We start from the raw sequence: 22,453 nt of genomic DNA, 5'->3' as shown, positions 1-22,453 counted from the left end.
TATGAAGATAATAAGCTATTTACTTTCACCAATATTTGTATTTGTATTCGTATTACTGTTGGTTATTTTTCATCCATTTCAGTGGTTGGCATTTAATTTATTTGGTCATAAAGGGCACGCAAAAGTAGTAGCAGCTTTAAATTTATGTTTAATGAGATCTATGTTATTAATAGGTGTAACTGTAAAACTTAAAAACAAACATAAATTACCAGAAAATTGCTCGTTAATTTTTGTGTCGAATCATCAGGCAACTTTTGATATTCCTCCAATAGGTTGGTATTTTAGAAAGCACCATCCAAAATTTGTATCAAAAATCGAACTAGGCAAAGGAATACCAAGTATTTCTTACAATTTAAAGAAAGGTGGAGCAGCTCTTATCAATAGAAAAGATCCAAAACAAGCGATAGGAGAATTAATAGAATTTTCTAAAAGAATACATAAAAATAACTGGGGAGCAGCAATTTTTCCTGAAGGTACAAGAAGTAGAACAGGAGAGCCAAAAAAATTTGCTGTAAATGGATTAAAAATAATAACGAAATTTAACAAAGATGGTTATGTTGTTCCGTTAACAATAAATAACTCTTGGAAAGTTTTTAAGTATGGTAAATATCCACTTGGTATAGGAAGCCCAATTACAATTACCACTCATGAACCTATTAAAATAGATTCTTTGCCATTTACGGAGCTTTTAGAAAAAACAGAAACAATTATTAAAGAACATATAAAATAAAAAAATTATGTCTATAAAAAATGTACGAAAAGAAGTGATGCTAACTTTAGAAAAAAAGATGCAACACTTTATGGATACTTATTTAATACCAGCAGAAAAAATATGGCAACCAACAGATTTTTTGCCTAATTCTCAAAAAGACTCTTTTATTACAGAAGTTGAGGAGATTAGAGAGCTGTCTAAAGAATTACATGATGATTTTTGGGTAGTTTTAGTTGGTGATACAATCACAGAAGAAGCTTTACCAACTTACGAATCTTGGTTGTTAGATTTAGATGGAGTTTGTCAAGATCCAGATAATAGCTGGGCAAAATGGGTAAGAACTTGGACAGCTGAAGAAAACAGACATGGAGATGTTTTAAACAAATATTTGTATTTATCTGGACGTGTAAATATGCGTGAAGTAGAAATTTCTACCCAGCATTTAATTGCAGACGGTTTTGATATTGGTACATCTACAGATCCATATAAAAACTTTGTATACACTAGTTTCCAAGAATTGGCAACTTATGTCTCTCACAATAATGTAGCAAAAATCGCAAGAAAAAAAGGGCACAAAGCATTGGCTAAAATGTCTAAAATTATTGCAGGAGATGAAATGCGCCATCACCAAGCATATGCACATTTTGTAAAAGAAATTTTTAAAATTGATGCTTCTGAAATGATGTTGGCTTTTCAACATATGATGAAACATAAAATTGTGATGCCAGCTATGCATTTAAGAGAATCTTTTGGAGAAAAAGGGAGTTTGTTTGATGATTTCTCTACAGTAGCACAAAGAATAGGTGTTTATACTGGTTTTGATTATGTTGATATTTTAAAGAAACTAACAGAAACTTGGGAAATAGATAAAATTACAAATCTCACACCAGAAGCAGAAAAAGCAAGAGATTATTTAATGAAATTGCCAGATAGAATGTATCGAATTACAGAAAGAATTAAAGTGCCTGATACACAATTTCAGTTCAAATGGATGTTACCTGCATAATTAAAAGTTACACATTAAAATAATAATATTAAAAAAGTTCCTAACTATTTAAAATCGTTGAATAGTTAGGCACTTTCAGAAGTAGTTTAATTTTTTGAAAATTATTTTAAAAAAGTGATAGAAAATTATAATTTTCTATCACTTTTTTAATTTATATACCTTTTTTATGTTTCGCAGTAACCTTATTGCATAGTTATCCTGTGTTTTTAATTTTTATTTTAAAAATTTAGGCTACTTTTTGTAAAATTTGATTTTGCATTCTTCTGCCAATTTCAAGGCAATTTGCAGTATGAATACCAAAGAATATCCAAAGTATTTCTGTTGGTTTGGTTTTCGCTTTTATCTTTTTTAGATGATAATGTTCCTTTTCTTTACCAAAACCCCCCTCTAATCTAGAAGCTCTTTCTTTGGTAATCATTTTTTTGAGCTTTTTTTGCTCTTTATGATGCTTTGAAGGTCTTCCTTTAGGTTTGAAGTCTGTTTGTATATGGTTTGAAGTTGCAAAAACTCTGTTCTTATTCGTTGCATAAATAGCATCTGCACCAAGTATTTTAATTTTCCTATTGGTTAATCCTTGTGCCTTATAAACTGTATTTTTAAATTGTGTCCCTTCATTAAAGTTATCAAAACTTATTTTCTGTATAAAGTTAATTCCATCAATTTGAAGTTTGTTTACTTTTGCCCCAAATTCTACTTTTTTTATCTCTTTTCCTCTCACTATTGGACGTAAGTAATCTTTGCTTATGCTTACGATTCTATTCTTTGGTTTTTCTCCTTTCTCAAACAGTAAATACTGTTGTGAGAATATTTTTTTTACTGTATTTAGTGTTTTATAAAAACGATTTGGCATTGTAAAATAATGTTGTTTTTCAAGAGTTTTAATCTCCGCTAATAATTTGCGTAATAGTTTTAAAAAAGCTCTTGTTATGGAGGTTCTTTTCTTTGTTGTTTTTCTTCGCATTTTACTATAACCAACATATCTTTTTGACCATTTCAAGTATTTGGTTCTAGGAAGTTTTACACCTAAAGATTTACAAATTATCTTCATTTGTTTATAGCACCAGTCAACAGATTCTTTCAATAGTTTTTGATCTGTTGGATAGCGAACTTCACTCTCATAACAAGTGGCATCTGTTGTTGCTTTTTCTTGTTCATCAATATATTTACTCCAATAATTAAATAGTATTTTTTCTGTTGAACTAATGTTTAAATCAGCAGCTAATTCGCAACGTATTTGACTCACTATTTTATAGTTTTCAAGGGTATCAAATCCTAAATAAATACCACAAAAAAACTGATAATTATAATTGGAATTCAACTGCTCAATCAAACGCTTATCAGAACAACAAGCATAATGTTTTAAAAACATTAAACCTAATTTTCCTTGAGGGCTAAAAATACAGTCTGGTCCTTTGATAGCTTCTGTAATTTTAAATGATTTGACTAAATTTTTCCAAGGAATTGCACTGTAAATTTTACCTAAATCAGACATTAAAAAACGTGCTTTGAATTTTTCTAATTCCTCTGTAGAGGATAAAAAAGAAAAAGAGTACTGGAAGTCAGAAATTCTTCGTATTTTCATATTTGTAAAAAAGAAAAACCCCGTTTTTTAGGCTTTTTGCCTATTTACGGGGTTTGGTTTATCTAAAATACAACTTATTTAACTGATAAACAAGTGTTTATTTAATTCTGAAAGTGCCTAGTTAGGAACTTTTTCTTTTAGATATCTCTAAACAATCTCCATTTTTTGTAATAAAAAAGAAGCGTTCATATTTTTACAAATTCCGTTTTTTAATGTATAATCAAAATGCAATTCGTTGTTGATAATTTCTGCATCAAAATAGTAGTTTTTAATGGTTGGGAATTCGTTTTCTAATTCGCACAAACTCACATCATGTGTAGCTATAATTCCTGTGGATTTTGATTTTGTGAGTTTTTCAACAAACTTTTTAGAGCCAATTGCTTTGTCTTTGCTGTTGGTTCCCTTTAAAATTTCATCTAGAATTATAAAATAATGATTGTCTTTTATTTCATCAACAATAAATTTTAAACGTTTTAATTCCGAATAAAAATACGATTCATCTTCCGTTAAAGAATCTGTAGTTCGCATACTGGTAATTAATTTTATAGGCGAATATGTAAAACTTTCAGCACAGACAGGCAATCCACAATTTGCTATTACAATGGATAATGAAACCGTTCTTAAAAACGTACTTTTCCCAGCCATATTTGCCCCAGTAACTATAAAAAACTGCTCATCGTCAATTATAAAATCATTATCAACTCTTTTATCCACCTTCAATAAAGGATGTCCTAAATTGGTCGATTTTATAACCTCTTTTTCATTTAATATTTCTGGAAAAATAAATTTTGGATGATTAAATTTAAAGTTTGCTAATGAGTTTTGAGCATCAAAATAAGCAACAACATCAAACCACTTTTCTACAGTATTTTTATAGCTTTCAATCCATTTTTCTACTTTACGTGCGTTATAAATTTCTAATAGAAATAACCCATTTCCAACAACCGAAATAATTATATTACTTCGTTGATCAAAGGCGTCTAAAATTTTAGAAAACTCTTTAAAAATTTTAGACGCTTTTTTGTTTGCTGACTGTATTATTTTTTGATGTTTTACTAAATTTTTAGCAGTAAATTCTTCATTTTCAATTTCATTCAGTAATTGATGATATTGTTTAAAAGTGTCTCTGATAGTATCTGTTTCTGTATATAAATTGTTTGTTTTTTTTAAAAAATGGCCTGTAATAAATAACCCAACAAAAAACCAAATTACTATATAATTGAAGGAAATAAATCCAAAAGAAATCAAACCAATCAAAGCTATGGAAATAGCTGAAAATATAATTTGAAGTGTAGATAAAAAGCTAGGGAAAACGGATTTGTAGTTTATAATCCAATTTGATATTAAGCCTGTTTTATTTTTTACCCTCACTAAATTAGCCAAAGCAGAAAAATGTTGACGCCATTTTATTTTTTCAGAAAGTTCGTTAATTGCGTTTTGTTTTTCTAAAATTCCTTCAATTTCATTTTCTGTAAAAATATTTGCTAAAGTAGCTTTTCCATCAATAGTAGAGGTTCTATTTACATATTGAAAAAACGAACCAACACCAAACAAATCAATATCATTGCTATAAAAATGAGTAGGATTTATAAACTCTTTCCCATCTTTTAAATGATGAAAATCACGATTTAAAACTTTGATTTCTGTTTTATTGATTTTAATTTTTGCATCAATAATAGCCTTTTCTCTTTTTAGGTTGATGAATTTCACAACAAAAATAGAAAACAGCAAAAAGCCTAAAAAAGCGATGATAAAAACATCTGGATAATCCCCAAAATTGAGGTAAATTAAAACAGAGGTAACAAAAAAAACAGCAAATCTAAAAATTCCTAAATTAATTAGTTTTCTTTTAAGAATTGAGGCTTCTTTTTCAAGATTCGCTTTATTTGAAATATAAAAATCCTTTGGATTTATCATGTAATTTATTTGTAGCTAGAAATTCCACCCGTCAAATTTAAGACTTTTAAATTTGGGTATTTCTTTTTTAACCTTTCTGTAGCTCTGTAACTATTCAAACCTCTTTGGCAAACCATAACATAGGTTTTGCTTTCATCAATTTCAATTTTTTCGGCATCAAATGTATTGATATGAATGGTCTGATTTACCTCAAAAGGCAGTTTTAAATTATTCAAAACTGCAATAATTTCAAGGCTTTTAGAAGTTTTTATATCTGCTAATTGTTGCTTTAGTGTTGCAGCGGATATTTGCCAATCAGGATTTTGACCTGCACAAGCTGCATCAACATACGTTTGAACTTTAAATATTTTAGCAATTTTATCTTTTAAAACTGTGGGTTTTAGCTTCATTTTTAACTCTTGATTTTGCAATGCATTATATATACGTAGCTGATTTGTTAATGGTTTTCCAACGCCTGTAACCAGTTTTAAAACTTCATTTACTTGTTGTGTGGCAATCATACCTACAATAGAGTTTAAAGTTCCAGCTTCTTCACAATTAGGAATATCTGAAGCCATTTCTGGAAACGCATCTCTTAAATTTGTGGAATAAGTTTCATCTTTTTGCAATACATTAAAAGTGGCAACATAGCCATCAAACTTATATAAAGAACCGTAAACAAATGGTTTATTTTTGATGACACAAGCATCGTTTAACAAATATTTTGTGGGTAAAGAATCTGTTCCATCCACAACAATATCTACACATTCTATCAATTCAAAAACATTGTCTTTTGTAATTGGTTTGTTGGTAAAGTTTACTTCTGTAAAAGGTGCTCTTTTTTTTATAAAGGTCGATAAAACTTCTGCTTTAGATTTGCCAATATCCTCCAAACTAAAAAAAACCTGTCTGTGTAAATTGGTAATATCAACTGTATCAAAATCTACCAAATGAATTTTGCCAATGCCACTTGCAGCCAAATATACAGCAATCGGACTTCCTAAACCTCCACAACCAACTACTAAAACAGAAGCGTTTTGTAGTTTTTGTTGCCCAACTTCACCAATTTCTGATAAAGTAATTTGACGTTTAAAAAGTTGATTTTTTGTTGGTTTCATTATTATGCTGAATTCGTTTCAGAATTTTCTTGATTTTGTCATTTCTAAATGAGCCTTTTTTGGCGATTGAGAAATCTCATAATTACCTCAATCTTATGTTAGCTATTTTATGTGATTTCTCCTAAAGTCGAAAAGATAAAACTGTGTGTTATTCTTATTTTCGATTACTCATTTATCTCCTTTTTAGCACTTTCAAATTCTTCAGGAGTATTTATATTTCTGATAAAATCATCATCAATCTCAACAATTTTAACATCCGAATTAATTAACATTTTACGTGGACAAGAATACCCTTGAGCTAAATATTGCAATAAAATAGGATACGCTTTTGGCTCGTAAATAGTAATTAAAGGTTCTATAAATTCCTTGCTTTTTCCTTTAATTGCTGTTGCTGATTTACTTGGATTTCTATGTTTTAACAACAACTGAATAACTTCATCATCCACAAAAGGAACATCTGTTGCCAAAACAAACCAGGCTGAATTTGGGTCTTTTTGAAACGCAGAACAAATTCCGCCAAAAGGTCCTAAATTCAAAAACTTATCTGAAATTTCATTTTCTATTTCTGACGCGTTTTGAACTGAATAAAACGTTTCTAAATTGTTTTCTTCCAACAATTCTTTTGCATATTCTTTTTGTGGTTTACCAAAATAATTGAGTTCAGATTTGTCTGTTCCCATTCTTGTACTTTTTCCACCAACCAAAACCAACCCTTTTATAGGCGCAATCTTTTCTTGAATTAAATTATCAATGTGATTTGCAATTTTATCAACTTCATCAATGGTATAACAGATTTTATTTTTTATTGTTGGATATTTCTCAACCAAAAAATCAAAAAATTCAGTTTCTTTTTTTAGTTTTATGATAAACTGAATGCGATTTAATTGCTCTAATCTTTTGAATACTGAAGCTTGTTTGGCTTCATCTAAAACTAAAATTTGTTTTGCTCCTTCATAATGATTTCCATTGATAAAAACATAATCAAATTGCGCAAAATCTAAACGTTGTTGAAACTTATTTACGTTTCCAGAAGTCGTAATTTGTAAATTTCCTTCATGATGAAAAACATATTCAGACAACATATTTTCTGAAACGTTTTTTGCATGAGAAGCATCAAAATACGCTAATTTATAGTTTGATAATTTTTGAGAAACTTGTTGCACTAAATCAGAAATAATAGTGCAATTTGTTCCTAAAATGGATATTTCATTAGGTGCAAAATTATCATTATTTCTCCTTTCTAAATTTGTATGTTTTGTGTGTGTTTTCAAAATACTATTTGTTTATTTTAATGTACTTATAAAACTATTCAATTTTATTTCTCCTTTTAATCGAAAAGACAATACTAAATGTTATCATTTTAAAACAAAGATAACACATGAGTATTTCTTCCCTTTGGGAAGATTAAGATGGGATACCCATCCTAAATCCTTCCCAAAGGGAAGGACTTTTCTCACTGTTAACTACCTTTACTTTTAAGTATTCTTTTTTATTTTAATTAACTATCTAACTCTTTTAACATAATTTATCATGAGTATTTCTTCCCTTTGGGAAGATTAAGATGGGCTTTTTATATCAGATTTTCCTCCAGTTTTTTCTACTAATTTTACTTCTTTAATCATCATTTGTTGACTGATACTTTTGCACATATCGTAAATAGTTAAACAAGTTATATTTGCGCCAGTTAAAGCTTCCATTTCTACACCCGTTTTTCCTTCAATAGTAACTTTACAAAACACTTCTATATGTTCTAAATCTATGATATTAATATCAATATCAACACCATTAATTAATAATGGATGACACATAGGAATTAATTCTGAGGTCTTTTTTACAGCTTGAATTCCAGCAATAATTGCTGTTTGAAAAACAGGCCCTTTTATAGTGGTTAATTCATTATTCGTAAATTGAGAAATCACTTCTTCTCCTAAAAACATCGTTGCTTTTGCAATAGCTATTCTTTTGGTAACTTTCTTATCAGAAACGTTTACCATTTTAGGATTGTTCTTGGAATTTATATGACTAAAATCACTCATCTTTTTTAATTAAATTTTTAAGTTCCACTAATACTTTAACACTTGTTTGTTTGCAAACTTCAAATTTAAACTTGGCATTCGAACCAAATTTTGAATTATGTAGGTTTATTGCTTTTTTTGTTTGTTCAAAACTTAACTTTTTTTTATTAATTAAAATATGATTCTTACAATCAACATTAATTAACAATGTTTTGTCTTGTTTTGCACAACTCAAGAATATGACAAAGCAAATAATAGTTATTTTTCTCAAAATTATCTATATCTTATTATCTTAAAAACCTCTCCACTTTGAAACTCACTTTTACTACTTGGCAACTGAATAAAAGCATCTGCATTTACCAAACTGGCTAAATCTCCAGAACCATTTCCTTGAATTGGAGTTGCCATTAAATTACCATTTTTACTTGCTAACTTTACTTGTAAAAAGTAAACCAAATCAGGTTTAAAAGTAACGTTTTCTGCTAAAGTTGCAGTTTCTTCTTCAACTTTTAAATTTATTGATTTGTAATACCAAGGATAAAAATATGCCAAACAATTTACAAAAGTCGAAATAGGATTCCCTGGAAATCCGAACACATTACAATTAGTTGTTTTTCCAAACCAAAAAGGTTTTCCTGGTCTTTGAGCAACTTTATGAAAGAGTTTTTCAATTCCTAATTCCTCAAAAACTTCTGGTAAAAAATCGAATTTCCCTTTGCTAACTGCACCACTAAAAAGCAACACATCATATTCTTGTAAATAAGTTTTTATTTTTGATTTTAAAACAGGTTTATCATCTGTAATATGATCGGTTTCTGAAGGAATATTTAGTCTTTCTAACAAAGAAATCAGCGTAAAAACATTGCTTCTTCTTATTTGATGTTCCAAAGGGATTTCATCAACACCAACCAATTCATCACCTGTAGAAATAATCATCACTTTTGGTTGTTTTGCAACCTTTACAAACGATTTACCAACTGTTGCCAAAACACCTATTTCTGCTGCTGAAATTTTTGTGTTTTCTGTAATTAATACATCATCAACTTTCCCATCTTTCCCTTTTTGATGTATATTTTGATGCTCATTAATTGCATCAATAGTAATGGTTGCAAATCCATTTTCAATAGTTACATCTTCGTATCTAATAACTGTATTTGCGTTGTTTGGCAACACAGCACCTGTCATTACTTCAATGCAATTTTCTTTGTTTTTGAGCGTAATTTGTTCACTTCCTGCAGCTTGAATTCCTTCTATCTCAAAACTCAAATGTCTGTTCGAGCGTAGTCGAGAACTAAATTCATTATAATCAATGGCAATTCCATCCATAGCAACTCTGTTAAAAGGAGGGAAATCTCTATCAGCCACAATTTCTTCTTTTAAAATTCTACCAACCGATTTTATAAACGGAATTTCTTCAATCCCAAAATTTTGAGTTGAATTTAAAACGAATGCTAATGCTTCTTCTACTGAAATCATTTTATAAATTGTGTAAGTGTTGAATTGTGTAAACGTGTAATTGTAAGATAAGATTGCATCAACTTAAAGCTCCATAGACATTAAAACCATTTTCAATTCCATATAAGTAAAGCTTGCATCTACTTTTTCTTTTAATGCTGTTAAGCCTTTTGTGTCGCCAACTTCTTCTATTTCGTTTCTAATTTTTTTATAACGTTTTATATCCATCAATTCTAAAACATCAACGTCCCCAGAAGGAATAAAACTTGCTAAATGATTTTCGATAGTTCCAGCAGTTAAGCTTCTTTCTTTGGCAATTTCTTTGATAGATAAACCAGCTTTAAACAACTCTAACGTAATTTGTTTGGTCGATTTTTTATCTTCCTTTTTTTGCTCATTAAGTTTATTAATTCCGTTTTTATCACAATAATCGTTAATGGCTTCCAAAATTTCTTCTCCATATTTAGCAACTCTGGTTTTTCCCATACCTGCAATTGCCAGTAATTCTTTTTCTGTTCTTGGCAATTGGTCACACATGGCGTACAAAGATTCTTGTGTAAAAATTTGAAAAGCAGCAATGTTTTCTGCAATTCGAATTTCATCTCTTAATTCACGTAATTTTAAAGCCAAAATAGGATCACGTTTTGAAGCTACCGATTTTTTCTTCTTTTTTGGTGCTGTTTTTTGTAAAACTGATTTTGCTCTTACTTCTAAATAATCTTTCGTTTTAAAACCATTTGTCATTTTTTGCAAGGCAAATAGTTTTTCTTCTAATTTTTCTTGAAGGGAATCAAATTGTTTTGAAAAATCTGCTTTTACTGCTTTATTATCTGTAGAAAACTGAATTGCATCTAAAGGTTTTTCGATATTATTCTTAGTTTGATTCAAAAAATAATCAACTGCTTTTGTGAAACGCTCTTGAATCTGAGAACTATTTTCTGGTAAAATATTGGCATCAGAAAGCTGTAAAAGTTGATTTTTAAATCCGTTAGAAACTTTCATTAAAGCTACAATTCCATCATCTTTTATGGTTTGTAAATGATCAATTACATCTCCTTTTATACTGGTTTGATTTTTATAAAAAATATCAATTAAGCGAGTTATTGGATATAAAAATGGCTGATAATCTAACAATTCTATGATTAAATTTAATTGAAAATGTTTTTCGGATTCGTTTAAAATCGATTCATCAGGATGATTTTCCTCCACACTTTCATTAAAAATACTTACTGTTTTATCGTTGATAATGGCATTGCTTGTAATCTTAGTTTTTAACACCAAACCTTCTAAAGATGTACATCTACTCAAAGCCACATACGTTTGCCCATGAGCAAAAGAAGCCTCAGCATCTATAATGGCTTTTTCGAATGTTAAACCTTGACTTTTATGAATAGTAATTGCCCAAGCCAAACGCAAGGGAATTTGTGTAAAAGCACCAATTAATTCTTCTTTAATGGCTTTAGTTTCCTCGTTAATGGAGTAATTAATGTTAGACCATGTTTCTCTTTCTGTAACAATTTCATCTTCATCATTTGGACATTTTACAGTCACAGAATCTTTAGCAATTTTTGTAATGATACCTATTTTTCCGTTAAAATATCTTTTTTCTTGTGATGAATCATTTTTGATGAACATGACTTGCGCTCCTAATTTTAATTCTAATTTTTCATCATTAGGAAACGAGTTTTCGCTAAACTTTCCAGAAATTTCTGCCTTAAAAAAAACACTCTTATCTTTTAATTTATTTAGCTCAGAATTGTTAATTAAATTGGCTCTATTATTGTGTGTTGTTAACGTGATAAATCCTTCTTCTTTGCTTGGTGAAAAAGACGGATTGTAATTTCTATTTAAAATTTCGGCAGATTCAGTTGATAATGTATCGTTTCTTACTTCATTTAAAATTTTGATAAAATCTTCATTTTTCTGACGATAAATATGTTTTAATTCAATAGAAACTACATTGGCTTCTTGAAATGCTTTTGAACTAAAAAAATAGACAGTTTCATAATGAGCTTGTAATAAACTCCATTCATTTGGTCTTACAACTGGCGCTAATTGTTGCAAATCTCCAATCATTAAAACTTGTGCGCCACCAAAAACTTTATTTCGGTTTTTATAACGACGCATTACTTGGTCAATTCCATCCAGTAAATCTGCACGAACCATAGAAATTTCATCGATAATTACTAAATCTAGCGATTTTATAATATCAATTTTCGTTTTAGAGAAACGTCTTTGTTGGCTATTTGGAGGCTGATTTGGTAAAATTGGCCCAAAAGGCATTTGAAAAAAAGAGTGAATGGTTACACCTTTTGCATTAATGGCTGCAACTCCTGTTGGAGCAACAATTACCATTCTTTTTAAAGATTCATTTTTAATTTGATGTAAAAAAGTTGTTTTTCCTGTACCTGCTTTTCCTGTGATAAAAAGGTTTCTATCGGTTTTTTCGATAAAATTTAAGGCAAGTTCTAATTCAGGATTTGTTTGCATTTTTCTTTTTGATGCAAGGTAAATAATTAAAAATTATTTTAACAAAGTAGTTATGGTAAAACGTTATTTTCTTGAATAGATCATAAAGTAAGGTTTAATAAAGTGGAGTTTGTATAATTTAAAAAATGAGCTTAATTCTATTTAGGGATATTGATTATGGTATTTTTTTCGGTTTGAAAATTATTATTTAATTTTCATTTTTTTTATACCAAATTTACAGTCTAATATTAGTTATAAATTCAGCCAAGTTTTATTAATTGAGGAATGAATTGATTTAGTAAATTACTGTCATTAGTTATTCCATGATTCTGTTATTTTTTCTTTCTTCAAATTCTTTTATTGCAAAATTTATTTCTTCTTTGCTCATTTGATTACCACAATAACGACAGATTTCGGCTTCAATCTTTATAGATTCTTTACATTTATCACAATGTTTTCTTGGTTCAATTCCATATCTCAAGATTAAATATGCAATCCAACCAGTCACTGGATGAATTCCAAAAAGCATCCAAAGTTTAGAGACTTTTTTAATTTTTGCCCATTTTAAACCATACCAAATTGGGACAAACCAAAGAAAAAATAGGATTAGTAATACAATCATGAAACTAATTAAACCGCTAAATGTATTTTCCATAATATCTTTTAAATCAGTGATTTTAAGGTGAAATATTTCTGTTTTTGAGATTTTTAAATATATAAAATTTAAATTTATTATTTAGTTTTTATATTTTCATTCTTGTTTTATAGCCAACTTATTAAATAATAAATTTTATATTGCTATTATCCTTTAAATAAAACTTTTTAAAAGCAAAACTTCCAATTAAAGGTTTAAGTTTTATTTACAAGTGAAAATCTTAAGAACGTAAAATCTTTTCCATTTTTCTACCTTTTGCCAATTCATCAATAAGTTTTTCTAATTGTCTGCATCGTTTATAGGTTTCAAATTCGTCTTCTATTTCTTCAATTCGATAACCGCAAACGACTCCTTTAATCAAATGTGCATTCGGATGGTATTTTGCTCTCTCAAAGAATGTTCTAAACGTTACTTTTTCTTCGATAAGTGATTGTAGTTTGTTTTCATTAAAACCAGTAAGCCATTCAATCACTTGATGAAACTCCTCTTTAGTTCTACCATTTTTTTCTATTCTATTTAAGTAATGTGGATAAATAGATGCAAAAATCATATTTGCAACTTGTTCGTTTTTTTTGGCAGTAACTTTCATCTTATATAGATTTTGTAATAGCAATTTACAAAATTTAAAGAAGCCTAAAGCCAGCAAACAAGTCTAGCCCAGATTGAAGCATCTGTTTGAGCTCTTTTTTGCTTTTTTCAAGCAAAAAAAGCGAGTGCTGAAAGCTGGAAATAGCTTCAAATAAAAAAACCTTCTTGATTTCTCAAAAAGGTTTTTGCATTTTTTAAATTGTAACGTTTTAAAACAAATCACTGCTACTTAAAGTAACTCCAAAGGCATTTGCATTATACACTTGATTTTGTGAATCTGTATAATTCATAGTTGTAAAGCTCAATCCAATCCATTTGTAAGCAATTTCAACTTTACCACCTAAATTGCCTGAAAATTTTTCGTTTCCTATTAAGCCATCTGAATTAAACTTTATATTTTGATGCGTTACTGTACCCAATGCAAATCTAAAATCTTTTGCAAATCTATAATTTGCAGATATATCAATAGGAAATCTTGTTAACGTAATATTATAATTGGTGGCTTTTGTTGTTACATATTTAAAGCCGATAGTAGCTCTCAAAGAAAATTTTTCAGATTCTGTAAAAAATATTTCTCCTCCAGCAAAAATACTAGCACCTTGCCCTGCATTTACAGATTGATCTGTATCATCTTCAAAATAAATTTCAGCTACACTATCTCCTCCAAACTCTAAAGCTCCACCAGCTAAAAATTTAATCTTTAAAGGATTTTTATTCTCATTTAATTTCTCTTGAGCGTTTATATTTAAAAAGCATAAAGAAAAAAATAGCAGACTTATATTAATTGTTTTCACTTAATTGTAATTTTAAATTGTAAAAAAATATTTTTATTTAACCTAAAAACCCCAAGCTTCTGCTTGGGATTTTTTCTATTTCGTATATGTGAAGTATTATTTACATTTCTAAAGCTCTTTCAGCATTATTATCCATTAACAATTCTACAGGATTTTCTAAAGCTTCTTTAACAGCTACTAAAAACCCAACAGATTCTCTACCATCTACAATTCTGTGATCGTAAGAAAGTGCTACATACATAATTGGTTGAATTACAATACCACCATTTACAGCCATGGGTCTGTTTACAATGTTGTGCATTCCTAAAATTCCACTTTGTGGAGGATTGATAATTGGCGTAGACAACATAGAACCAAACACACCACCATTTGTAATAGTGAATGTTCCACCAGTCATTTCGTCAACAGTAATTTGCCCATCTCTAGCTCTTAAAGCCAAACGTTTTACTTCGCTTTCAACTCCTCTAAAAGATAAGTTTTCTGCGTTTCTAATTACAGGAACCATTAAACCTTTTGGCCCAGAAACTGCAATAGAAATATCTTGAAAATCTTGCTTTATTTGATAATCTCCATCAATCATAGAATTTACATCAGGATACATTTTTAAAGCTCTTACAACTGCCAATGTAAAGAAAGACATAAATCCTAAACCAACTCCGTGTTTCGATTTAAAAGCCTCTTTATATTCTGCACGTAAATCGAAAATTGGCTGCATGTTTACTTCGTTAAAAGTAGTTAACATGGCAGTTTCATTTTTAACAGCTACTAAACGTTCTGCTACTTTTCTACGTAACATAGACATTTTTTTGCGCTCTGTATTTCTAGAACCATTTGCAGGTTGCGTTCCCATAGATGGTACTGCGTTTACAGCATCATCTTTGGTAATTCTACCATCTTTTCCTGTTCCTTTTACAGATTTTGAATCAATTCCTTTTTCTGCTAAAACCTTTTTTGCAGCAGGTGAAGCAGTTCCAGATGCATACGATTCTTTTTTCTCTACAGCAGGCGAAACTTTTTCTTCTTTAGTTGGTGCTTCTTTGGTTGGTTTTTCTTCCTCTTTTGCATCAGATTTTGAATCTCCACTTGGTTTTGCAACACTTGTGTCTATTAAACAAACCACAGCTCCAACAGCAACAGCATCACCTTCTTCTGCTTTTAGTGTAATAATTCCACTTTCTTCTGCAGGCAATTCTAACGTTGCTTTGTCAGAATCTACTTCTGCAATCGGTTGATCTTTCTCTACATAATCTCCATCTTCAACTAGCCAAGTTGCAATTTCTACTTCTGTAATCGATTCTCCTGGAGAAGGAACTTTCATTTCTAAAACACTCATGGTTTCTTGTTTTGCTAATGCTAAACTTATTTTAGCATCTATTGTTTAATTTTCTGTTTTATCCTGCAAGGTTTCCAAAACCTTGTAGGTATTTTATCTTTTTTTGGGCGTTTTAACAGGCTTTCCACTGTATCTTTTTATTTTTTTGTCTTTGCGAAGTTTACTTTTTTGTAAACTGTGGCAATCTCATACTTAACAAACTTATTGCTTATTAAGCTATAAAAATAAAAAGGATGTCGTTTCAATCCTTAACGCGCTCACTCTTACTTTTAAAAATACAAACTATAGATTTGTATTTTGAACTTTATCATTTTTAACAGGAATGTAATTTTCTTTTACACTTCCGTTTACTTTTATATTCTCAAAAAACAACTTTGCTCCAGTTGCTATATTCATATCAGCAACATTTTGAAGACTCAAATGCAAATGTGGTTCAGACGAATTCCCAGAATTGCCACACAAACCTAACAAATCTCCTTGTTTTATTTGTTGATTTTCTTCAACTACAATCGAATTTTCTTTAAAATGAGCAAACAAAATAAACTCGTTATTTGCTGTTTTTAAAACAACTGTGTTTCCTGTTACTTGTTCAGGATTAAATTCACCTGGCACATTATCTTTTACTCCTTTTATTACGTTAACAACAGTTGCATCACAAGGCGCAATTATTTCTTTGCCAAAAACGTAATAATTTTCATTCTTTTTTGCATCACCATTATACGTTTTGCCTTCTTTTGTCATTAACAAATCGTACGCATATTTCTGATTATGATAATTTACATGATAATTATCTTCTACAGAAACACCTCCCCAACTTACAGTCCATTCTTCATGAAATGGCAAAATCATTTTTGTACTATTTTTCTCTAAAACTGGCAAATCTTTTGGAATAAATGGTTTTAAATAAAAACCGTTTATCTTATGATCAGTTCCTAAAGAAATTAATAATTCAAAAACACCTTTTTCAAAAGTTGCTTTATAAATATGCGCTTCTAATTTTAAATCAGAAAACGCTAGTTTTTCTATTTTTCCATTAGGTGCAACATTTTTTTGAAAAAATGTAATTGTTCTTTCTTTTGGCAATGCCATTTGCATATTTGCATCAAACATATCAAAAATTGCATCATAATCACCTTTATTATAATTGTTTGCAAATATATTTGAAACCTTTTTATAATTCGCTTTTTCTTTTTGAGAAAACGAAAACATAGAAGTTAATAGCAATAAAATAAAGAACTTTTTTTTCACGCTAATTTATTTCATCATTAAAAACACTGTCAATAACTGCTCTGTGACGTTTTTTAAACCTTGTACTAGAACCTGCTGCAGGAACTGCATAATATTTTCTTGAACGTACCGTTAATTTTACCAATTCAAAACGTTGCAACATATAACTCCAAGCACCCATATTTCTTGGTTCTTCTTGTGCCCAAATATATTCTTCGATATTTGGATATCTATCAATTACTGCTTGAATTTTCTCTTTATGTAAAGGGAATAATTGCTCAATTCTTATCAAAGCAATATCATCTCTGTTTAAATTTTCTCTTTCTTCTAATAAATCATAATAGAATTTACCCATACAAAAAACCATTTTCTTAACGTTTTTTGGGTTTAAAGTATCATCAATTACTTCTTGGAATTCGCCATTTGCCAATTCTTCTATAGAATTAATTACTTTAGGATGACGTAATAAACTCTTTGGTGTAAATACAATTAATGGTTTTCTATAATCGCGTTTCATTTGACGACGCAACAAGTGAAAGAAATTTGCAGGAGTTGTACAATTGGCAACAGACATATTGTCTTCTGCACATAATTGTAAATAACGTTCTATTCTTGCAGATGAATGCTCAGAACCCTGGCCTTCATAACCATGAGGTAAAAGAACTACAATTCCGTTTTGTGCTTTCCATTTGTCTTCTGCAGCAGAAATATATTGGTCGAACATAATTTGAGCTCCGTTAGAAAAATCTCCAAACTGTGCTTCCCAAATTGTTAAGGTATTTGGATTTGCCATTGCATATCCATAATCAAATCCTAAAACTGCATATTCAGATAATAACGAGTTGTAAATCGTCATTTGTCCTTCCGATTTTGGATTTAAATTCAGTAGATTGATTCTTTCTTCTGTGACTTCATCACGCAAAATAGCATGTCTGTGAGAGAATGTTCCTCTTTCTACATCTTGCCCAGAAATACGTACATGAAAACCTTCTTCCATTAAAGAACCATAAGCTAAATTCTCTGCCATTCCCCAATCAAGTTGATTTGTTTCGAATGCCATTTTAGCTCTTCCTTGTAAAATACGTTCTGCTTTTCTTACAAAATTGGCACCTTCAGGAACTGTTGAAACTACTTTTGCGATGTTTTTTAAACCATCTACAGTATATGTCGTATCAAGAGATTTTAACATAGCTACTTGGTCTTGGCGTTCAAAACCTTTCCAAGTAGATTCCATAAACTCTTCTACTTTAGAGTTTTTATCTTTTTTAGAATTGTCGAATTCTGTTTCCAACATTCCTTTGAATTCTTCTGTAATTTCATCAACAAAAGAAGCACTTATAGATTGCTCTTCTAACAATTTTGCTGCATAAATTTCTTTTGGATTTTTATGTTTAGAAATTGCTTTGTATAATTTTGGTTGTGTAAAACGAGGTTCATCACCTTCATTATGTCCATATTTTCTATAGCCTAATAAATCAATAAAAATATCGGTTTTAAACTTCATTCTAAATTCTAACGCCATTTGCATTGCATGACATACAGCCTCTGTATCATCTGCATTTACATGTAAAACAGGTGATAAGGTTACTTTTGCAACGTCTGTACAATAGGTACTTGAACGTGCATCTAAATAATTTGTGGTAAAACCAATTTGATTATTTACAACAATATGTATAGTTCCTCCAGTTTTATAACCATTCAATTTTGCCATTTGAACAATTTCATAGGCAATTCCTTGCCCAGCAATTGCTGCATCTCCATGAATAACTATTGGTAAAATTTTACTTTCATCACCATCATATTTTCTGTCGATTTTAGCTCTTGTAATTCCTTCTGCAACAGCTGCAACCGTTTCTAAATGCGATGGATTTGGCACTAAATTCATTTTAATTTCGTTGCCATCTCTGTAGGTTTTACTTAACGTTAAACCCAAATGATATTTTACATCACCATCTATATCTTCATCTTCAAAATCTTTACCTTCAAACTCGCTAAATAAATCTCTAACGGGTTTTTTAAAGATGTTTACTAATGTGTTTAGACGCCCTCTGTGAGCCATTCCTAAAACACATTCTTTTACACCATACAATTCTGCAGCATCTCTTAACATAACACTAATTCCAGGAATTAGGGTTTCTCCACCTTCTAAAGAAAATCTTTTTTGACCAACGTATTTGGTTTGTAAAAAACTCTCAAAAGTTACAGCCTGATTTAATTTTTTAAGAATATACTTCTTAGCATCTGTAGAGTATTTTGGATGGTTTTCATTCTCGTTTAAACGATTTTGCCACCATTTTAATTTTATAGGATTGCGCATGTACATATACTCAACACCAATAGAATCACAATAAACGTTTTTTAAGTGCTTAATAATTTGAGATAACGTAACTTTTCCTAGTCCTAGAATTTCTCCTGCCGAAAAATAACTCCCTAAATCATCATCTGATAAACCAAAAGTTTCTAAATCTAAAGTTGGGTGATATTGTCTTCGATCTCTTACAGGGTTTGTTTTTGTGAATAAATGCCCTCGGGTTCTATAGCCGTTAATTAAATCTGCTACTAAAAACTCTTTTTTAACTTCTTGTGGAATTTCTACAGAAACTTCCTCGTCTTTTAAAGAATAATTTTCGTTTGCCAAATCATATCCTTGGAAAAAACTTCGCCAACTTGGCTCTACTGAATCTGGGTGAATTAAATATTGGTCATATAAATCAGCTATAAAGCCTGTGTGTGCTGCATTTAAAAAAGAAAACTTATCCATATAAAAACTTATACTTTGTTGATAATTGTTATAATCAGACAAAAATACAATTTTTAGCAACAATGGCATTGCTTATTTTTAACATAAACATTTAAAATTTTATTAAATTTTTTCAAAAAACTTTTGTGTATATTTTAAAAAGATATATATTTGCACTCGCTAAACATAAAAAGCAATTTTTGTGTTGCAAACTCCTCCTTAGCTCAGTTGGTTAGAGCATCTGACTGTTAATCAGAGGGTCCTTGGTTCGAGTCCAAGAGGGGGAGCAAAAAAGCCTTATCAATTTTGATAAGGCTTTTTTATTTTTATATTGTCTCGTCCTAAATAGTGTTACAGTCAACATTGTAAAAAAATGGATTCAAATTGAAAAAACCGTACTCAGAAAGATTGCAGTTTAAGTTTAAAATTACTGATTGTTCAAGAGACTGAACAGGGTTTGTTAACTCCACAACAGGTTACAAATAAATGCGGAATTCAAGCAAAATCAACGATTTGAACTTGGTTAAAAAATATGGTAAATTTTATATACAATTCAAAAATTGATTTTAGAAAACTGTATTGTTTATTAGAAAATGAGTTAAAACTTCTTAAAGTTGGAAGAGATATGTTATTTAAAATACTTAAAGTAGATCATTTTCTATTCAAATCCAAAAGAAAATATCATATCACAATAAACTGTCACCACAGATTTAGAAAACATAAAAACCAGATTAAAGATTAGATTTTATAAGACTAGAATAAGTTTGAGTAAGTGATTCCTAAACAAATGCATGATCAAAAAAAAAAGAAAAGAAAATCTTAGAAAAAGAAAAAAGGCAGTGATAAAAAATCACTACCTTTAATTTATTAATCTTGTAACGGTTTTTTTAGGACGTCACATACTGGATTTGAATTTGTATAGAAATGGATTTCTTATAGTTTAAAAGTGTTTACATAACTTCTACCATTGTTGTAAGAAACTACTTTGTAATCTCCTTTTAAATTTTTATCTAAACTATATACTCTATTTAAAATTTCATCACCTTCAATTGTTTCAGAGTAAATTACTTCATTGTTGTAGTAAATAGAAATTTGTAGAGGTTTAGCATCAAAAGCAATTTTAGTAATCATTAACTTGTTTTCTTTGTTTCTAACAAGTGGTTTGAAAATTAATTTTTCAGCATCCTCTAAAAAAGTTACGTTGTTGTTATCTACTTTTATAGTTTTTACTACAATTTGGAAATCTTTTTCTAATTCTAAGGTGTAAATTCCATTTTTCAATTCAGATAAATTAAAGGTTTTTACAAGTGTACCTTCTTTTTTAATTTCTTCTGAATGAAGAATTGTACCATCAGCATCTTTAATAACTAGTTGATTTCCTTTTTTTGCATTATTAAAAACTATTTTTACTTTATCTGCACTCAATAATGTATTTAAATCATTGTTGTTTGCGAAATTCACGATTGTAACTAACATAAAGATTGCTACAAATACTTTTCTTTTAATTGTTTTCATATTATTTAATTTTAAGTTATTTCTAATTTTATTATTCATTAATAGCAATGCTTTTGTTTGTTGATGACATTGCTTTTGTTTTACACTGCAAAGTTAGGACACAAATAAAGGTCTGAAAACAACATAATTGGTCATTTTATGTGCTAAATTAACAGTTATTTTAGTGTTAAATCAATGTTAAGTTAAAATACTATATAAAAGTGATAATTTTATATAGATAGTCATTTTACAATGTTGTATTTTTGCAGCATGATACAGAAAAAACCAACGCTTGAAAAAATTACTCCAAATTTTGGAAGTTCTTTTTTATTAAAAAAGCATGAAGAGTTTTTAAAAACAAATACCCCTTTTTGGCATTTCCACCCAGAAATAGAATTGGTATACGTTAATAAAGGAAAAGGGAAAAGACATATTGGCAATCACATTAGTTACTTTAATAATAGTCAATTAGTTTTAATAGGTTCTAATTTGCCACATATTGGTTATTTAGATCGATTAACAACCAATGGCTCTGAAACGCTCATTCAGTTTTTACCAGATTTTTTAGGTAAAGGATTTTTTAAAATTCCAGAAATGGCTGCCATTGATGCACTTTTTGAGCGTGCAAAAAAAGGAATTCGTTTCAATATTGAAATTAAGCAAAGAATTGGTGCTAAAATTGAAAAATTAATAGAATTAGAAGGGGCGAATAGAATTACATCCTTTATAGAAATTTTAAATGATTTAGCTACAACAGACGATTATACATTATTAAACGCAAATGGTTTTGCTTTTGAAAGTTCGCATCAAGACAGTAATAAGATTGAAGTTGTTTACAAACATATTAACGATAATTTTAAAGATCACATTAGTTTAGATGAGGTATCTGAATTAGTAAGCATGACTGTTCCTGCTTTTTGTAGATACTTTAAAAAATCGACAGGAAAAACATTTACAAAATTAGTGAATGAATATAGAGTTGTACACGCTACCAAATTGCTAGCAGAAAGTACAATGAGTATTACAGACATCAGTTTTGAATGTGGTTTTAATAACTTTTCTCACTTTAACAAGTTATTTAAAGAGTTTACAGGCAAAAGTGCTTCTGTATATAGAAGCGAATTAAAAGATTTAATACAATAAATTATGGAATTATTATTAGACAATAAAATAGATAAAGCTTTAGAATATTACAATTTTAAGAGCAATCAGCTAAAAGATTTTGTGAATTCAAGTAAAGATTTAACAGTTGAACAAATTATAGAATTTGGACAAGAATTAGAAGTTTTAGAATATAAAATTACGGCTTTGGAAGTAGCAAACGAGAGTTAAAGATTTCTTTACAACTTTTAGAATACTTTAAAAATGT

The 22,453-nt window shown here is 29.3% G+C and carries 18 protein-coding genes and 1 tRNA gene; 5 read left to right on the top strand and 14 right to left on the bottom strand.

What is annotated here, in order from left to right:
- Position 1: 1 nt before the first annotated feature.
- Positions 2-730 carry a 1-acyl-sn-glycerol-3-phosphate acyltransferase gene (locus P161_RS0105075; RefSeq protein WP_026775966.1) on the top strand — a complete coding sequence of 243 codons (729 nt, stop codon included), beginning with the start codon at positions 2-4 and terminating at the stop codon, positions 728-730.
- Positions 731-737: 7 nt separating this feature from the next.
- Positions 738-1,718 (top strand): acyl-ACP desaturase, encoded by a 981-nt coding sequence (locus P161_RS0105070; protein WP_026775965.1) that lies wholly within the window; start codon positions 738-740, stop codon positions 1,716-1,718.
- A gap of 226 nt (positions 1,719-1,944) precedes the next feature.
- Here P161_RS0105070 and P161_RS19880 read toward each other — a convergent pair whose 3' ends face one another.
- The 13 genes from P161_RS19880 to P161_RS0105000 form a co-directional block, all read right to left on the bottom strand.
- Entirely contained in the window at positions 1,945-3,300 is a 1,356-nt protein-coding gene (locus tag P161_RS19880; protein WP_026775079.1) for a transposase, read from the bottom strand.
- Positions 3,301-3,447: 147 nt separating this feature from the next.
- Positions 3,448-5,217, bottom strand: a complete 1,770-nt coding sequence (locus P161_RS0105060; protein ID WP_026775964.1) for a hypothetical protein — start codon at positions 5,215-5,217, stop codon at positions 3,448-3,450.
- Positions 5,218-5,222: 5 nt separating this feature from the next.
- On the bottom strand, positions 5,223-6,314 hold the full coding sequence (locus tag P161_RS0105055) for a HesA/MoeB/ThiF family protein (protein ID WP_026775963.1): 1,092 nt from the start codon (positions 6,312-6,314) through the stop codon (positions 5,223-5,225).
- Positions 6,315-6,478: 164 nt separating this feature from the next.
- Positions 6,479-7,585: a molybdenum cofactor guanylyltransferase gene (locus P161_RS0105050; RefSeq protein ID WP_026775962.1), complete on the bottom strand. Its 1,107-nt coding sequence runs from the start codon at positions 7,583-7,585 to the stop codon at positions 6,479-6,481.
- A gap of 285 nt (positions 7,586-7,870) precedes the next feature.
- The gene (gene moaC / locus P161_RS0105045; RefSeq protein WP_026775961.1) at positions 7,871-8,350 is read right to left on the bottom strand and encodes a cyclic pyranopterin monophosphate synthase MoaC; all 480 of its coding nucleotides are present in this window, start codon (positions 8,348-8,350) and stop codon (positions 7,871-7,873) included.
- Between the two features lie 252 nt (positions 8,351-8,602).
- Positions 8,603-9,805 (bottom strand): molybdopterin molybdotransferase MoeA, encoded by a 1,203-nt coding sequence (locus P161_RS0105035; RefSeq protein WP_026775959.1) that lies wholly within the window; start codon positions 9,803-9,805, stop codon positions 8,603-8,605.
- A 63-nt stretch (positions 9,806-9,868) separates the two neighbouring features.
- Complete coding sequence (locus tag P161_RS0105030) at positions 9,869-12,274, bottom strand: helix-turn-helix domain-containing protein (protein WP_026775958.1); 2,406 nt, start codon at positions 12,272-12,274, stop codon at positions 9,869-9,871.
- 295 nt (positions 12,275-12,569) lie between these two features.
- Positions 12,570-12,908, bottom strand: a complete 339-nt coding sequence (locus P161_RS0105025; protein ID WP_026775957.1) for a zinc ribbon domain-containing protein — start codon at positions 12,906-12,908, stop codon at positions 12,570-12,572.
- A gap of 220 nt (positions 12,909-13,128) precedes the next feature.
- Entirely contained in the window at positions 13,129-13,497 is a 369-nt protein-coding gene (locus P161_RS0105020; RefSeq protein WP_036841254.1) for a DUF2200 domain-containing protein, read from the bottom strand.
- Positions 13,498-13,705: 208 nt separating this feature from the next.
- Positions 13,706-14,290, bottom strand: coding sequence for a hypothetical protein (locus tag P161_RS0105015; protein WP_051605668.1), 585 nt, complete (start codon positions 14,288-14,290; stop codon positions 13,706-13,708).
- Between the two features lie 100 nt (positions 14,291-14,390).
- A complete protein-coding gene (gene odhB, locus P161_RS0105010) occupies positions 14,391-15,623 on the bottom strand; it encodes a 2-oxoglutarate dehydrogenase complex dihydrolipoyllysine-residue succinyltransferase (RefSeq protein WP_026775954.1) in 1,233 nt (410 codons plus the stop codon).
- A gap of 282 nt (positions 15,624-15,905) precedes the next feature.
- The gene (locus P161_RS0105005) at positions 15,906-16,871 is read right to left on the bottom strand and encodes a peptidoglycan DD-metalloendopeptidase family protein (protein ID WP_026775953.1); all 966 of its coding nucleotides are present in this window, start codon (positions 16,869-16,871) and stop codon (positions 15,906-15,908) included.
- 1 nt (position 16,872) lies between these two features.
- Positions 16,873-19,611, bottom strand: a complete 2,739-nt coding sequence (locus P161_RS0105000) for a 2-oxoglutarate dehydrogenase E1 component (protein ID WP_026775952.1) — start codon at positions 19,609-19,611, stop codon at positions 16,873-16,875.
- Between the two features lie 192 nt (positions 19,612-19,803).
- On the opposite strand from P161_RS0105000, the gene P161_RS0104995 reads away from it, so the two are divergent.
- Positions 19,804-19,877 (top strand) — tRNA-Asn (locus P161_RS0104995).
- Positions 19,878-20,523: 646 nt separating this feature from the next.
- Here the strand turns inward: P161_RS0104995 and P161_RS0104985 are convergent.
- Positions 20,524-21,105, bottom strand: a complete 582-nt coding sequence (locus P161_RS0104985; protein ID WP_026775950.1) for a hypothetical protein — start codon at positions 21,103-21,105, stop codon at positions 20,524-20,526.
- Positions 21,106-21,354: 249 nt separating this feature from the next.
- Between P161_RS0104985 and P161_RS0104980 the strand changes: the two genes are divergently transcribed.
- Together P161_RS0104980 and P161_RS0104975 are read left to right on the top strand one after the other, a co-directional pair.
- Complete coding sequence (locus P161_RS0104980) at positions 21,355-22,227, top strand: AraC family transcriptional regulator (RefSeq protein WP_026775949.1); 873 nt, start codon at positions 21,355-21,357, stop codon at positions 22,225-22,227.
- Positions 22,228-22,230: 3 nt separating this feature from the next.
- Complete coding sequence (locus P161_RS0104975) at positions 22,231-22,416, top strand: hypothetical protein (RefSeq protein ID WP_026775948.1); 186 nt, start codon at positions 22,231-22,233, stop codon at positions 22,414-22,416.
- Positions 22,417-22,453 lie beyond the last annotated feature (37 nt).

Origin of the sequence: Polaribacter sp. Hel_I_88 (assembly GCF_000687935.1) — a bacterium.
Taxonomy (GTDB): domain Bacteria; phylum Bacteroidota; class Bacteroidia; order Flavobacteriales; family Flavobacteriaceae; genus Polaribacter.
Note: the sequence above shows the minus strand (reverse complement) of the source record. Positions and strands in the feature narration are given on the sequence as shown.